Source organism: Vibrio penaeicida (assembly GCF_002933855.1).
Lineage (GTDB): Bacteria > Pseudomonadota > Gammaproteobacteria > Enterobacterales > Vibrionaceae > Vibrio > Vibrio penaeicida_A.
In genome coordinates this window covers 1-13,089 of sequence record NZ_BFAQ01000020.1, presented here as the reverse complement: position 1 = coordinate 13,089, position 13,089 = coordinate 1, and the positions used below count along the sequence as shown (strand labels likewise).

Sequence of the window (13,089 nt, the reverse complement as noted above, 5' to 3'; positions counted from 1 at the left end):
GCGTTGTCTTTTTAATGCCGGTTACGCTAGCTACAAGCGATATTTTTGCAATAAAGGCTTGTAGAAAGTTTGCGTTAAAACGGACAGCAACCGCCAAATACCGCGTTGAAACCATGTTAGATGCTTGGTGTAAACGTAGCTGTATTCAATTTCTGGCTTCGCACCTCTATGCGTTTTGAAGCGCGGTGCGCCAGAACTCATATTGAAGTTGAGGCTATGTGCCTTGGCGTGTTCTATGGTGAAAATGGATATACGGCGATACAAGGCTAATTTAGTGGGGAGTGATGTGTCGTACCCAAAAATAGGGCAAGTCATATCACCATCTATGATGACCATGCCAAGTGCAGCAACCATTTTTCCTTGGTAAAAAAGCCCGCGCAGCTGAATTAGATCTTCTTGACTCATCCGATACAGATATTGGGCAGTAAATTGGATATTGTGTTCGCTATATTTGTTTAAATATAAAGTGTCATAAAGAGCTTTGGCTTGCCTACATTCCTGTTCTGTTTCAAGTGTTCTAAATTCCCAACCAGCTTCCCTAAGTAACTTTTGGTCTCTTTTTATGTCGGGTGTAAGTTTGAAGTTTGACCAATCGCAGTTCAAATAAACCTGTCTGGTTGCAATTGGCACCCAACCGTCGGACTTTGCGTTCTCAATAATATTTCTGTGCTGAATGGGGTTGAGAGATCGCAGCAAAAGGGCTTGTCTCGGAGCAAGTTTTAATGCGGCATTACGAATCTTTTTAAGCGATATGGCACGCCAAAGTGAACTGTACATATTGGTGGATAAGCACTGGTTGTTTAGCGTTTGCACTTCATCTAATTTGGCAAGCTTTAAGGGCATAACCACGGCTTTAATCATAAAGCGACAGAGCATCCGAGCAAGTGCGTTGTGCACCTTTGGAATCTCGTCTTCGGCATAGCCAGAAATGAGCGATAAAGGGGATACGGCATAGCAGTTATTCGCGATAGGTTGGCTAACTGTACTTGGAATGACGACGCCGTCTATTTCTAAACATGCGAACTCAGCCCAACACTTGTCTATTGGCGCTTCATTGGGGAGCAGTTTTGAAAACTTTTTGTGCCAGTCATTTGAACCGATCATTTGATTTCACCATTCCACTCTATGTCGAAGGTTGTTGCTGCTGACAGGCTTAGTTTTTGTTTTTTTGCGTTATAGATGAGCTCAATGGCTCCGAGTGGAAAACCGCAAACAGCAATGGGAATTTGCGAAACTGGAATGGTAGAAGGCGTGCTTAGAAAATCGCGCCAGCTTTTTTTTTTGAACAATGATTTCCACCCATCACAAATCAACATCACCCCGCCCAAATGCTTTGCAGATACCTTAAGGGAATTCAACGAGGAAGACCTTTTTGAGGTGAATTCGTCTTTGTTCCACAAAAGAAGATCCCCAATAAGGTGTAAACCGCTGGTTGCTCTCGGGTTGCACTCGATTACATAGATATCACCCTTATGCTCCATAAAATCAAACGAGACTTGCCCATGATAGTTGTGCTTAATACCAAATGCTTCGATAAACTGAGACACCCTGGCGTCTTCAGTAGGCTCGAAATAGGTTGCGGCAGAATGATTTAAGCAATATTTGGGGAAGTAACACTGATGAACAATGAGCTTTCCATGCTCAAAAATGGCGTAAAGGCATAGCGATGCACCCGACAACTTTTGCTGCTGCACCCAAGGATATTGTTTGGATACCTCAATAGACGAAACCGCATCAGTATTAACTTCGCGGATGACTTCAGTACCAAAGCGAGAATGAATCGGTTTGAGAATTGAGTTGGAATCGATATCGATTTGTTTTTTGTTGGTGATCAATCGAGTAGAGGGGATTTTTACGCTAGGCAGATGCTCAAGCAAACCAAAAACGTCTTTCTTGTTGTGCAGTGTATAGAGTAAGTCGGACGGAGGCATAAAGCCATTCACATTCGGTCGCTCATCGATGAACCTAGCCAAATAAAACACTTCTTCACAAGTTGGAATAACCACTTGAATATCAAAGCGGTCAATGGCTTCCAAAATAGCCGCGCGATACCCATCAAAATCCGTTTTTGGAGCGGGGGTTTTAATGTAACCGGAAACACCTTTGGTGTATCGAGCTAGCGGAAAGCGTGTGCAATCCGAAAGGTAAACTTGGTGCCCTTGTTTGAGTAATGCTTGAGCCCATTCAAAGGCGACAGGCGCACGTGCCCCTGTTACAAGAAAGCGCATTGGATTATTTTGCATAAAGATTGACCACTCTTCTTTGTTTGTTCGAAGGAGTCCACTTTGGTGCGTGACCAAATTCAATGGCTACATCATCTAATTGAAGTGATTCAAACAGGGCCACTAATGCCACTTTTATTTTGTTATGCCATTGAGGCAGTGCTTCCACTGTTAATTCGTTGAGGTTGGTTTGCACAATTCGATAGTCGATCCTATCAGCAATCTCTAAGGTGATGGCTCGATAGATAAGATCTGGCAGGACATGTGCCGGAAATTGATTTCGAGTAAGCAGAAGTTTGTCGCCGCATCGCCCTGCAATTGAACCAATTGGTTCGAATACACCGTCATCCTCTTTTGCTTCAATAATATCGTCCAGTTGGTAGCGAATAACGGGCTGAGTTCGTCGCCTAAAGTCGGTAATGATAGGGCTATAATGGGTTCTTTCTTGGTTTAACCAATGCTTTTCGATATGGACAACGTCTTGGTTCCAGCGCATTTGCCCGTGGCTATCGGTGCAGGCTAGAAAGCCTTCTGTACACTGATACACTTCATGAAGTTCGCCTTTGAATCTCTCTTGAATGAACTGTCTGTCTGCTGGGGTTAACACCTCTGCACCTGAAATGATACGTTGAGGTGAGATGGCTGGGGATCCAAAACTGCCACTGAATTCGGCACAAAGCTGCAATGCTTGAGCGCTTCCAATGAGCAACGTGGGTTGGAATTCATCCAATGCTTTTATCCACTCGTGAGTGGGCTTCATCAGGTCCGCAAAAAAGAACTGGATAGGTCCCCGGTTAACGGTGGTATACAGTGGGCTATTTGCTCGCAGCGCTAAGGCAACTCGGTGTTTTTGCCAAACATTGGGTAACAGCTTGCCCAGGATATTGCCCGCCCACATCTGCCTTTCTTTACTGTCGGCAAGAAAGAGCCCACGCTGCCCCGAAGTACCAGAAGATAGCCCAACCGTCACTTCTCCAACCCGAGATTTATTAAATTGGCGTGTCGATTCGCAAGTGAGCGCTCGCTCCATCAATGCTTCACTATCCAACCCTCGCGTATTGATTCGTGAAAGGTTCTCCATCATGAAGGATTTATTGATGATGGGAAACGCTTCCAACGGGAGCCCTTTTAGTCCTCGGTATAATGGGGAATGCTCACATACCCAGTCTAAGTGCGTCTGAATTTGCTGCTGTTGCCACGCATTCACTTGCTCGCGAGATTGAAAGCGTGAATAGCGCGCTTTGATAAAATGATTCAATAAGGTGATCATGACATCCACCCCTTTTCTTTTAACCGGTCAATGGTGTCGGAGCAATGTGAAGGCACAAATTCAACGACGTGGTTTAGCTGTTGGTAACACTTACGGAGCTCGTTCAGCGTTCGTTTATACGCGCCCACATCGTCGCACAGCATATTGGCTAACCAGTGTTGATTGACGTTATCAGACAAACTTTCAATAAGCCAGCAAGCATCAGCCAACAAGAAAACCCAGTTATTACTTAGTCTTGCCAATAACCCTACTTGCCCTGCAGCATGCCCTGGAAGATAAACTAGGAACAACAACCCATCGCCAAATAAATCTTGGCATTGAAGGTCAATATCGTTTGCCTCTGATAACACATCGCCTATTGGCTGTGTGATGTTTGAGTGGGTACGAATGTTGTTTTTTAGCGAATCAGGAAGAAGTTTTTTTAAATAGCCTTTGCGGACGCCACCAACCCGGCTTGATTGAGTCAACGCGTTTAAACCGTCGGGGTGGCAATGAATCTCGGCGTCGTCGAACTCGCAAATTGCAGCAATGTGGTCGGCATGGAAATGCGACAACACCACATGCTTGATGTCGGTCTTACTTATGCCTTCCTTGTGCAGTTGCTCCAAAATGCCATCGTCTTTATGAAAATGACAAGGCGTCGTCCATGCGTAAAAACGTTCTGGGAATGAGCGAGTTCGCTCAAAAAACGCCTCGTGATAACCCGTATCAAAGAGGATATAGCCCTGCGTAGGGTGATGGATGGCGGCAACCGCGGCCGGAAAGGATCTGGGTTTTATGCCACTACCAGGTTTAACAACAAAACCTGGGTGAACGCAGTGTCCACCTTCAAACAGTTTGATTTTCAGACCAGATGACATAACGCTGAATCCCTTCTTCTATTGATACGTGTGGTTTATAGCCAAGCAATTCTTTCGCTCGGCTAATGTCCAAGGTTTGGTGGTAGTGAAATAACCCAGCAGAATAACGCGTTATTTTTGGTTCTGGTCTGCTAGGCAATTTTGTTCTTATCCACTCATTAGCGGTCAAAATAGGTAAAAGCCATGAATACGGAAGACGTTTTATGTTGACGCTGGTATTGCTTCCTTGGTGACTTGAGCTTTCTTGAAATAGGCTGTGTAGAATATCCAAAACGGGTTTGGGTTCGTCGTTACTGATATTCAAAATAGAACCTGATTCAACATTCTTGGCATGCTCACAAGCTAATATTGCCGCATCAGCGACATTATCTACATAGGTAAGATCCAGAACAGGGTTCCGGCTAGAAGGCATGAGCAGTGTATTTCCTCGAATGGCTTTCATGATTCTAGGTACAATGGCTCGGTCGTTAGGGCCAAAAATTCCACGGGGTCTTAAGATGATACTTTTAATGTCGGTAGGTGCTGATTGGACTAATTGCTCGGCTTGATATTTTGTTTTGGCGTAGTCGTTGCAAAACGGATTTGCGACTGGGTCGGATTCTTTTATTGCCCAGCGATCGCTTTCATCAAAATACACGCTGGTGGTGGAAATATGAATGAAGGTTTTTACCTTTTCTTTTAAAGCCGCATCGAGCAGGTTTTGAGTGCCCAAAACGTTGGCTTGGTAAAAATCATCATAGGTGCCCCATGGGCTTGAAAGGGCCGCACAATGAATGATGGCATCGATTCCAGAGCAGGCTTGGCGCAATGTATTTTTATCCGACAAATCGCCGAGGTAAGCCGACACGTTGTAATTTTGTTCGAGTGAAGCGGCAATCTGCGGGTTTCTTCCTAAAAATCGTAGGGCGTGTTTTTTGTGGTACAAACGGATAATGGCGTTGCCAAGCATGCCCGTTCCACCCGTTACTAATATCTTCATAGCGTGATCACTCCCATTCCAAGAGACAAACCAGCCGCCGATCCAGCCATAAGTACCTTCTTACCGCTACCTGCGTGTTCGTTTCGCAATAAGTGGAGATTAATAGGCAGTGACGCGGCCACTTGGTTTCCTAACTCATGGAAGTTGTTTACAATTTTTTCGGCACCGAACCCCGTCAATTTGGGCAATTTGACCATCCCATGGTAGCTGGCTTGGTGCGGAAGGAAGAAGGCAATATCGCTTTTGGTTAACCCTGCACGAGCTAAGCCGCGTTGCAGAAATTTAGGCATGACATTCACAATATGGCGAAACAGAGATTTACCATCCATTTCAAACTGGCAAGCGGCTAGGTAATCCTCGTAAGGGGTTTTATGCGGGTTAACGTTACTGCCACCACCTTTTATTTGGCAGCATTCATAACCTTCGTGATGCGTTTCAAACAGCGCTCCGTGAAAACCATAAGCGTTAGGCTTGGCTTCTAACAAGTAAGCAGCCGCGCCATCGGAAAACAAAGTCGCAACCTCTGGTTTTGGTTTTTTGAATTTATTCAAAGTAATACCAGAACCTAGCTCGCTAGAAACAATCAAAATTCGCTGGTGGCGATTTGCCTTAAATAAGCAATTTGCCAGATCAAGTGCAGATAAAAACGATAAACACGTGCTGTTTACATCGAAACTGGCTAGGGAAGAAGGTGCTTGTAACTGCGACAGTACCGCGGCGGCATCGTAAGGGAGTGATTGGTGATGGGTACCGCTAGCATAAATAAGAAGGTCAATATCGTTAAGCGAAACCTCTGCCTCTTCTAAGCAACCTTTTACGGCTTTCGTTGCCATAAAAAGCGCACTTTCTTCTCCTGAGGCAATGTAACGTTTACCGACAGCGTATCTATTTCTACAGGTTCCTTTTTCTAATCCAAGGTAGAGATCAAAATCATCTCCACTCCAAGGGTATTGGGGGAGATACACATCACTAGAGAGAATCCTAAAAGCCATTTTGTCGTCCAACTATCCATTTGTTGATTTTTAAATACTAATAAAACAGTGTTCAAAATGAAAGTAATTAAAAGACTTAAATTATCATTAGGAGCAATAATAATCAGTAACTGATTGTTATTTAGTTCAATTCTTAGAGGAGCTTAGGGTCTACTGACCTTTTGAGATGATTTTTGCAGTTATTTGTGGGGGATTTATACAAGGCAGAGCTTATTCGGTGTAGTTGCTCTACATCAATAGGCGATAACGCAGTAGAAATATCCCACAAATACTGCCCAAAGGGTTCGTTTCAATGCACTTTACTCTTTGTTGCAACGTATTTGCTTAGAGTGACTAGGCTACACACCTTGCGCCTTGATTAAAATGCATTGAATTCGAACAAAATTTAACCGCAAAAGGTCAGGAGACCCTTATCGATTTGTTCAGAATGATGTTTTTAAATGCGATTAAAAAACCTAACGGCAGTAAAACCGTTTTTAACAAGAACAGAGCGATAAGCTCCATTAAGCTGATAATTGAATCTTCCACGCTGTTTTGTATTAAGTCGAGCCGTTCGGTTTGAGAGCGCAGCTTACCAGTTAAGCTTTCCCACTCTTGTTTGACTGAACCGAGGAAGCTGGAATCTTCCGTTGGTTTTTCTAGTACAGAAGGGTCAGAAGCTTGTTGAACAAGTGTGGTGACTTCTTCGATATAAGTGGCTCTGGATTCAATTTGCTGGTCCAAAAATAACGTGTCCACCATGATGTTCAAGCCAAGGGAAATCACCACAGCAAACCGGATCAGCACCATAAACTTAAACATCGAGAACCATTGTTTCTTGTAGCTCTTCATTATAGGTGACCAAATGGACAACAATAACCCCAAAGCACAAAAGGCGAGTAGTGCGTTGGCGAGCTGGGAAGACATCATGATCAACAGGACTTTTTGCAAAGCCAAAGAGCCGACTGCGAGCGTCATCACCCAAGCAAATTTGTCGATTAAGTCACTCACAGGGTTCAGAACTTGACCCAGCGTAACGGAAGCTACACCCACGGATACTTCTGCACTTTTAACAAGCGATATTGCCGCATCTAACGTACGGGCAGTAGCAAAGCTCGCCCCTGCCACCAACATACTTTCGTTCACCATCTCATGAGCTTTATCGTCCGTAACTCGCACAAACCCAAGTACCGTGATAGCTACAACCAATAGCGTCATCCATATCTTTTTGGAAGAGGGAAGTTGTGCAGAAGATGAAGCTAGTGGGAGTGGGCTTTTTGGATCCGAGCCGGCAGAGTTTTCCATTTAAGTGTTACCGAAGACATGGGAGATAGATAGGTATTATAACCAGTGTTAGGGTACTCGAATGTTAATAAATTAGAAAAAATGAGCTATTTGGGTTCTAGTTTTTTCCTAAACTCAGATCCTCTTTCATCATACATCTATCAATAAGATCTTTCGAATTAAAGAGTTATAGCCTTCTGTGTAAAAATGCGGCAGAAATCAATCTACTGCCATATGGAACGGTGTATCTAATTGAGAGATTTGAACCTCTATGCTATTTTCGCGCGCTAAATAAGTGGTTAGTTTCATATTGAGTTAATTAACATTAAGAGTTAATGGCTCTCCGGTAGGCTGCGCGAAGGAAAAATAATGGGAAAACCAGCTGCACATGTAGGATCGGCTCATACTTGCCCTGCTGTAACGGGGAAAGTTCCACACGTAGGGGGGCCAGTTGCCGCTGGATCACCGAACGTATTTATTGGTGGTATGCCAGCTGCGAGACAAGGAGATATGTGCGTTTGCGTTGGCCCTCCCGACAGCATAGCCGCAGGCTCTTCTGGCGTATTTATCAATGGTAAACCAGCCGCCCGTCAGGGCGATGGCACATCGCATGGTGGTTCCGTAGCTTCTGGTAACCCGACGGTTTTGATTGGGGAAACAGGTGGAGGTGCGTCTGGTGGTGGCTCTAGTATTCTAGACAGATCACAAATGCCTCAACACCGAGAGCCACCCGAAAACAATGACCTTGCAGAGGCGACAGAATTTGTTCCCGTAGTGCCGTCACTTGCCTCTACCGCAGAAAGGTTGGAAGCCTTCGCCTATTTGGATATCCCTATTGCTGAGATGTGCCAAAAAGGGATGGGTAACAATGCACATACCGATTGCGAGTGTGCGTAATGGTTGATCATAAATACATCCTTGTACTAGACGAACTACGTACAGGTTATTTGGAAGAAGTTAGAACATTGAATGAGGAACTGTGGGGGCTTCTGTATCAGGGCACACACTGGATGCCGCAAATAGACAAAAGCCCCGTTTGGGTGGAAGTAAGCCCTAAATGCGAATTATGGAATAAGTGGCTTTCTGATGATGCTTGGGCAAACAGTGGCGTGGTTTTTGAGTTCCCCATAGAAACTAAGAAACAAGATATTCTTCATACATTACAGCGTAATATCACCGTGTACAGTGAAGACCAGCGCTGGTTTTTCTTTCGTTTTTATTCTCCCAATACCATATCTAAGTGTATTCCTATACTCGACGAAAAAAGCATCTCTGGCTTTTTGGGGGCAGCGTCATCACTCTACGTCTCCCCTCGTTCTTTTGAAAACAAAAAAGTACAGAGATTGAAAAATAACCATCCTGATGTGAGTAATCCACGATTAGTTCTAGGCACTATGTTAGTAAAGGAATTGATGTCATGAAAATTGGCAAATATACAATACAACGCGGAGATCAATGTTCTGAAATAACTAAAGCGCTTCAGACAGATCAAGCCGCTATCGATGCACTAAGTACCTTGAATCTAAGTGAAATTGGTCAATGTCGATCTGACGGTAAGCTAATTCCGCCAGTTTCTGACAAAATAAACGAAAATGATAAAGAAGTTCCTCAAGAATTACCAAACGATAAGCTCGTCGCAGCACAATGTGAGAGACCAGAGTTTGTCGATGCACTGTATGTCCTTGAAAATCCGAAAACAAAAAAAAGTCAGTATATCCTGCTAGATGAGAATGCCAAAGAATGCGTTGCTAGCGACGCAAAAAAATGTGCAGACAAAATCAAGGGAACTAGAGAAGAAACGGTTAAAGGGCTTGCCTCTCTTGGGTTGCTAGAGCCATTTAACGTACTAAGCCACGAATACTTTCTAAATGATGGCGATAAAAGTGCATTAAAGCGGGCAAATATCGAAAAAATCCTCCTTGGAGAAAGCTTAAATGAAACTGAAGTAATCAGGATCCCGAATGATGACGAAACACTTGGGCTATCTGGAATGGGGCGTGAGCTAGAAAATATACAGAGAAGATACGAACAAGAACAAACGTTCATAAAAGAATTTTTTGGCAATTCTGACACCGCCATGGCAACGGGCTATTGGGGGGCAACTCAAGTCAACAAAAAAGACAAAGAACACGCGGTTGATGTAACAACGCTCAATGCATTAAGAAGACTTCAAAAGAAAGCGATAGGTCAACTGGAAAGCCATATAGAAGATCTAAAAGATAAAGCGATAGAAACAGCAGAAAAAACAGAAATCTCCAACAGATCAATAAAATATAAGTTCAGTAGAAAGCAATACTATACATTTGATTACCATGAAGAAATGGATAAATCGTTAGAGGAACTAAGCAGTTGGAGGTATCGCTCTGGTATTATCGATAACTTAAACAAAGACGAGATAACCAAATCTACGAACGTACTGGATTTAGATGACGCCTTTAGGTTTTACAGAGAATTTATATCTGTTGCCAAAATATTAAAAGATAAGCACCCAAAACAGGATGTTGAAGACTTTCTAAGACGTTATGAAAATATAGTCTATCGTGCTTTCTTCCCGATTCTTTACAAATTAAACAAACTAAATTTTGTATTCAAAGAACAATGTTTAAATGGGAACGATTTATTTAATGGTAAAGATGAAATTTCATTTTTAGTCAAAAAGCTATGTAAAGAAAAAATAAGTGTTAAAGAAATAATAACATTACTAGAAAAGATTAACATTAAAACGTTAGGCTATTACCCAGCGTATGTTCTTAGGATATCTATTTTAAAAGAGGTTTCTTATAGAATTGGTGCGTTTAACGATTTGGTTGAGGAAAATGAAGAGTTCTCAAAATACATTAATTCAATTGTAACTTATTCTGAAAAGGCTTCAAAAAGATTAAAAGAACTAAAACATAAAGTAATAAGAGGCGTCCGCAAAGATCTAGACCATAGCATATTTCTTGGAGCGGATGATTTAAAGGAAGATTCATCGAAAAATTACAGCCCATACCCGATAGTATTTGATGAAAAAAAATGGAAACCAAAAAACTTAGACAAGGTCATCATTGCAAAGCGAGCCGAGGAGATGATTCATATAGTTGAATGCTCTTTGGCAAGTGATCCTGAAAAGCGTATATATATACTATCCAATAACCCAGTATTGAGTGAAAGCACTTCCAAAAATAAATTCTGTTCAAAATCGATAAACTTTTCGAGTTACAGCCATGTTGCGGGAGATGGTGCTATAGGGAAAGTGCCGGAAAATCTGCTGAAACAAATCGCTAAAAATAGGGAGTATAAGTTTGCCGAATGGAAGTTTATGGAGAGTAATGCCTATATTGGAGATGACGACTGGGTCAAATCTATCCCATTCCCGTGGAAAACAGAAAAAACAGATTTATTTGGAATTAAAGGGGAGCTGAATACAAGTGGTGAAGCGCAATTCATGCGTTTCGTTTCTGAAGTTTCTGTGGGGGTTACACAGGGTAATTTCAACAAAGACCACATTCTTGCAAATGCTGATATTAAAGTCGGCGTTGATTTAGCAACGGCTCAGAACTCATTTGATTTTTACATACCAAGCAAAACAGAATTCCTTGAACTCGAAATTCCCTATATTAAGAAAGTTGAAAAAACAGACGGTACTATTTCAGTTGAAAATGAAACTAAAAAGCTTGGTGGTGCAAAGCTTTTGATAAGCGGCAAAGTTTTTGGTGCTATCGCTGCCAGTATCCAGATCTCTAACGGAATATACATAGGTAATACCAATGAGCGCGGTCTGGGTGTCAAAGGTATGGTCGATAAGAAAGCAGATTACGACGACTATACGGTGACTGAGGTTGGTAATAGCAACAATAATGGTAATTCAAAATTTGCGGTTGGTGCAGCGGTAAGTGCCAAGGCATTTGCCGGAATAGAAGTTGGTGGAAGCGTTAAGGCTAACTTTCTTTGGAAGCCCAACAATAGCAAAAAAGTGCTGAACCTTTTCAATATAGGTGTGGGAGCGCGATTAACCTTTGGTTATGGCTATGAATTTATGCTTCATGTCACATTGCATAGCGGTAGACTGATATTTGTCACTAATGTTCAAGCAACTAAGGCTGTAGGAATCGGCGGAAAAATCGCCTCGGAAATAAACATAGAGGCGGCAGATCAGTTCTTCTCTGCCCTATTAGAAGTGATGCAAGAACCTGGGTTTTCAAAGTTTCGCTTTTTTGCAGAACCACTAGATGGAGAGTTGGATACTTTTGCCGTGTTTAATATGGTGATTACCGTCGCCATGGCATACGGGCTGACCATAGCTCAAGTCCTTTTACTGCCTTATAAGATGATCCTGAATATGGAGAAGGTTGCGACAAAGAAAGACACAGCGTCTTTCGTAGCAAACTTTATTCTCTCGGAAGATAATCAAGCTAAGAACTCTGGTTGGATAAAAAATATGCCAGCAGAAACATTGGCAAAAGTTCTTACAGTTCTTATTAAATATAATGAGATACCGAAATTTGCATTATTTGATGATGTAGATGATTTGCGAAGAGTAGCTGCTATTCGGAATCAAAACCAACGTTTTTCAATCAACAAAATCCTAGAGTGGCTAGGTGGGGAAAAACCAGATTTTCAGCAAATTAGAAAATTTGAAAATACAATTCAACGAATGGGCTTAGATGATCCTATAGCGCTAGAAGGTAATGAAAAATGGCAGCGTTATGCCACCAATGTAATCAGTTTAAGAGATTTCTTTGCTAATGCACAAGATGATTATTATGAAGATCCAAATGACAACGATAAAAAGGAATATATGAAAATAGTGGAAAGAGAGTTAATATATCTCGGTCGTCAATTATATGCATTAACAGAAAATAATGTTGTTATGGAAAAACCAAAGTTCAATGGTCGAGGAGGGGCTAGTAAGGCAATGGAGTATATATCTTCCAATAAAAATGACATAAAAGGACTTAGAGGTTTAGGATATAAAAATGTTAAATGGATATAATAAAATGAAGTCGTTATTTTTGATTGTCTCTATATTGTTTAGTCCTCTTATTTGGGCAAATGAATTAATTGAGAAAGGTGTTCGGTTATTTAACCAAAAAGAATATGACCAAGCACAAGAGATACTTCTTAAAGAATCCCAAAAAGGTAGCGCTTATGCAACTTATTGGTTGGGAGTCGTTCAATACAAAAACGGTGAACACTTTGAAGCGGGTGATACGTTTTTAAAAGCAGCAGAAATGGGCAGCCCGTGGGCGATGGCTATGTTGTTTGAAAACAATATGTATGTAAACTCACCGTGTTCCTATTTAGGTTGGGGGTGCGATGATTTATGGAAAGACAAAGCAATTAAGGCTTGGGAAGAGCAAGCAAGGAATGGCAACGGGAAGGCATTGTATGCAATTAATGCCAATCGCAGGGATTGGTGGGAATATATACCATTTTACCGTAGTGGGATTTATAAAGAAATAGCGCGAGAAGCGATAAAAAATGGTGGTTACCGGTACTTTAATTACAGTCGGTATTGGGA

At 42.1% G+C, this 13,089-nt stretch carries 10 protein-coding genes and 1 pseudogene; 4 read left to right on the top strand and 7 right to left on the bottom strand.

The features are described from left to right. Positions 1 to 30: 30 nt before the first annotated feature. The 7 genes from VPNCDNU1_RS11185 to VPNCDNU1_RS11150 form a co-directional block, all read right to left on the bottom strand. Complete coding sequence (locus VPNCDNU1_RS11185) at positions 31 to 1,104, bottom strand: GNAT family N-acetyltransferase (RefSeq protein ID WP_104400400.1); 1,074 nt, start codon at positions 1,102 to 1,104, stop codon at positions 31 to 33. After that, positions 1,101 to 2,243 carry a carboxylate--amine ligase gene (locus VPNCDNU1_RS11180; protein ID WP_104400399.1) on the bottom strand — a complete coding sequence of 381 codons (1,143 nt, stop codon included), beginning with the start codon at positions 2,241 to 2,243 and terminating at the stop codon, positions 1,101 to 1,103. The genes VPNCDNU1_RS11185 and VPNCDNU1_RS11180 overlap by 4 nt, the downstream gene beginning before the upstream one ends. Beyond that, positions 2,233 to 3,492, bottom strand: a complete 1,260-nt coding sequence (locus VPNCDNU1_RS11175) for a F390 synthetase-related protein (protein ID WP_104400398.1) — start codon at positions 3,490 to 3,492, stop codon at positions 2,233 to 2,235. Before VPNCDNU1_RS11175 ends, VPNCDNU1_RS11180 begins: the two co-directional genes overlap by 11 nt. Beyond that, positions 3,489 to 4,352, bottom strand: coding sequence for an MBL fold metallo-hydrolase (locus tag VPNCDNU1_RS11170; protein ID WP_104400397.1), 864 nt, complete (start codon positions 4,350 to 4,352; stop codon positions 3,489 to 3,491). Before VPNCDNU1_RS11170 ends, VPNCDNU1_RS11175 begins: the two co-directional genes overlap by 4 nt. Continuing rightward, on the bottom strand, positions 4,321 to 5,331 hold the full coding sequence (locus VPNCDNU1_RS11165; RefSeq protein WP_104400396.1) for an NAD-dependent epimerase/dehydratase family protein: 1,011 nt from the start codon (positions 5,329 to 5,331) through the stop codon (positions 4,321 to 4,323). Before VPNCDNU1_RS11165 ends, VPNCDNU1_RS11170 begins: the two co-directional genes overlap by 32 nt. Then, on the bottom strand, positions 5,328 to 6,323 hold the full coding sequence (locus VPNCDNU1_RS11160; RefSeq protein WP_104400395.1) for a 3-oxoacyl-ACP synthase III family protein: 996 nt from the start codon (positions 6,321 to 6,323) through the stop codon (positions 5,328 to 5,330). Before VPNCDNU1_RS11160 ends, VPNCDNU1_RS11165 begins: the two co-directional genes overlap by 4 nt. Before the next feature lie 399 nt (positions 6,324 to 6,722). Continuing rightward, the gene (locus VPNCDNU1_RS11150) at positions 6,723 to 7,607 is read right to left on the bottom strand and encodes a hypothetical protein (RefSeq protein ID WP_104400394.1); all 885 of its coding nucleotides are present in this window, start codon (positions 7,605 to 7,607) and stop codon (positions 6,723 to 6,725) included. A 348-nt stretch (positions 7,608 to 7,955) separates the two neighbouring features. Here VPNCDNU1_RS11150 and VPNCDNU1_RS11145 point away from each other — a divergent pair, with 348 nt between their 5' ends. The 4 genes and pseudogenes from VPNCDNU1_RS11145 to VPNCDNU1_RS11130 all read left to right on the top strand — a co-directional run. Then, positions 7,956 to 8,483 (top strand): PAAR domain-containing protein, encoded by a 528-nt coding sequence (locus tag VPNCDNU1_RS11145; protein ID WP_104400393.1) that lies wholly within the window; start codon positions 7,956 to 7,958, stop codon positions 8,481 to 8,483. Then, the gene (locus VPNCDNU1_RS11140; RefSeq protein ID WP_104400392.1) at positions 8,483 to 9,007 is read left to right on the top strand and encodes a DUF4123 domain-containing protein; all 525 of its coding nucleotides are present in this window, start codon (positions 8,483 to 8,485) and stop codon (positions 9,005 to 9,007) included. The genes VPNCDNU1_RS11145 and VPNCDNU1_RS11140 overlap by 1 nt, the downstream gene beginning before the upstream one ends. Next, positions 9,004 to 12,561 carry a hypothetical protein gene (locus VPNCDNU1_RS11135; RefSeq protein ID WP_104400391.1) on the top strand — a complete coding sequence of 1,186 codons (3,558 nt, stop codon included), beginning with the start codon at positions 9,004 to 9,006 and terminating at the stop codon, positions 12,559 to 12,561. Before VPNCDNU1_RS11140 ends, VPNCDNU1_RS11135 begins: the two co-directional genes overlap by 4 nt. Then, a pseudogene (locus VPNCDNU1_RS11130) lies at positions 12,545 to 13,089 on the top strand (sel1 repeat family protein); the annotation flags it as partial. The gene VPNCDNU1_RS11135 and the pseudogene VPNCDNU1_RS11130, both read left to right, overlap by 17 nt.

Coding starts and splice junctions, on each gene's coding strand:
- VPNCDNU1_RS11180 (WP_104400399.1), bottom strand. CDS start 2,243: ATGCAAAATAATCCAATGCGCTTTCTTGTAACAGGGGCACGTGCGCCT.
- VPNCDNU1_RS11140 (WP_104400392.1), top strand. CDS start 8,483: ATGGTTGATCATAAATACATCCTTGTACTAGACGAACTACGTACAGGT.
- VPNCDNU1_RS11150 (WP_104400394.1), bottom strand. CDS start 7,607: ATGGAAAACTCTGCCGGCTCGGATCCAAAAAGCCCACTCCCACTAGCT.
- VPNCDNU1_RS11170 (WP_104400397.1), bottom strand. CDS start 4,352: ATGTCATCTGGTCTGAAAATCAAACTGTTTGAAGGTGGACACTGCGTT.
- VPNCDNU1_RS11135 (WP_104400391.1), top strand. CDS start 9,004: ATGAAAATTGGCAAATATACAATACAACGCGGAGATCAATGTTCTGAA.
- VPNCDNU1_RS11145 (WP_104400393.1), top strand. CDS start 7,956: ATGGGAAAACCAGCTGCACATGTAGGATCGGCTCATACTTGCCCTGCT.
- VPNCDNU1_RS11160 (WP_104400395.1), bottom strand. CDS start 6,323: ATGGCTTTTAGGATTCTCTCTAGTGATGTGTATCTCCCCCAATACCCT.
- VPNCDNU1_RS11165 (WP_104400396.1), bottom strand. CDS start 5,331: ATGAAGATATTAGTAACGGGTGGAACGGGCATGCTTGGCAACGCCATT.
- VPNCDNU1_RS11175 (WP_104400398.1), bottom strand. CDS start 3,492: ATGATCACCTTATTGAATCATTTTATCAAAGCGCGCTATTCACGCTTT.
- VPNCDNU1_RS11185 (WP_104400400.1), bottom strand. CDS start 1,104: ATGATCGGTTCAAATGACTGGCACAAAAAGTTTTCAAAACTGCTCCCC.